The sequence below is a fragment of the Agaribacillus sp. DX54 genome, assembly GCF_056858335.1.
In genome coordinates this window covers 1-1,719 of record NZ_JBXEQE010000092.1, presented here as the reverse complement: position 1 = coordinate 1,719, position 1,719 = coordinate 1, and the positions used below count along the sequence as shown (strand labels likewise).

The window sequence follows — 1,719 nt, the reverse complement described above, 5'->3', positions numbered from 1 at the left end:
TGAACTTAATTGTATTGAACAATTGGGTAATTATATTCAATGTCTTTCTTTAAAAGATAGTGGAAAAGATGATGAAATATTATTTGAACAAACTATCTAAACTTAGATTAAAATAGAAAATGGAAGTTATTAAAATATTAGAAAAAGCTAAGGCATTAGGAGTATTTTTAGAGTTACAAGAAGATGCTTTAGTTGTAAAGTCTACAAAAAAAGAAATAGATCCTGATTTCTTAAAGATTTTAAAAAAAGAGAAAACAACTATAATTAATCATTTAAAGGTCTATAACAAAAGAGATCGTTCTGCAATTATTCTCTTAAACGAGAAAATAAAAACCTATAATCGAGATCTTTATGAACATATTCCATTATCCTTTAGTCAAGAAAGCCTATGGTTTTTGGATCAGTTACAGGGGAGTTTGGAATACCATCTACCTTTTGCGTTACGACTTTCAGGCGAATTGGATAAGCAAGCGTTGTCTTTGAGTCTTCATCAGGTGGTAAGCCGTCACGAGGTCCTTCGTACGGTTATTTATTCAGAGGAGGGCGTAGGGTATCAGAAGTTGTTATCGGCCGATGATTGGGAGCTGTCTTCCAAGGATTTAACTAATGACGGTTCATTATTATCTGAAGATATAACATCTTTTTTATCGGCCCCTTTTGATTTGAGCGCGGATTATATGTTCCGCTCGTGTCTATATGACCTGGGAGGTAAGGAATATGTTCTGGCAGGGGTATTCCACCATATTTCCAGTGATGCCTGGTCGCAGGGTATCCTGGTAAAGGAATTTATGGAGCTGTATCGTTCTTATGCCTCGGGCAAAGAGGTTAGTTTACCGCCATTGCCCCTGCAGTATATGGATTATGCGTTATGGCAGCGTAATCATCTAGAAGATGATATTATTGACAAACAGTTAACGTATTGGGAGAACCAACTCGAAGAGGCAAGTACGCTGCAATTACCTACGGATTATGTTCGGCCTGCTGTTCGGAGTGTATCAGGGGCAAACCTTTCTTTTAAATTGGATGGTGCTTTAAGCACAGGTATAAAATCGTTGAGCCAGCGTGAAGGTACTACTGTTTTTATGACGCTATTGGCCGCTTTCAAAGTTGTATTGAGCAGGTACAGTGGACAAGAAGATATTTGTGTGGGTACATCGGTAGCGAACCGTATACAGAAGGAGTTGGAAGGGATGATCGGTTTTTTTGTGAATACCTTGGCACTTCGCACCCAAGTTATAGGGAATAGTTCTTTTCAGGAATTTTTACAAGCCATTAAACAAACGACTTTAGATGCCTATGACCACCAAGAGGTTCCCTTTGAGAAGGTGGTAGAGCGTGTGGTAACAACACGTGATAAGAGTATGAACCCTGTGTTTCAGGTGTTATTTGTATTGCAGAATGCACGGGATGTTGAGAGAAATAAAAGAACTGAAAAATATGAAATAGAAGGTCTTACATTATCTCATTATAAAGGTCAAGGGGAAGTTACCGCTAATTTTGATTTGAAGATGACCGTATCTGAAACCGGTAAAGGTTTTTCTGTCAACATTAATTACTGTACTGATTTATTTAAGGAAGAAACGATCCAAAGGATGGCTATTCATTATCAGGAATTGTTGGCAGGGATCGTACAATCACCGTCATCGCGGTTACGTGATCTATCGATGCTTACCGAGGAAGAAAGGCATCAATTATTGGAAGTGTTCAATGATACGGAGA

At 38.1% G+C, this 1,719-nt stretch carries 1 protein-coding gene; it reads left to right on the top strand.

Translation table 11 applies throughout. The features are described 5' to 3' along the window. Positions 1 to 119: 119 nt before the first annotated feature. Positions 120 to 1,719: condensation domain-containing protein (locus AC04NP_RS30455; protein WP_482863901.1), on the top strand; the 1,600-nt coding region annotated here is incomplete at its 3' end.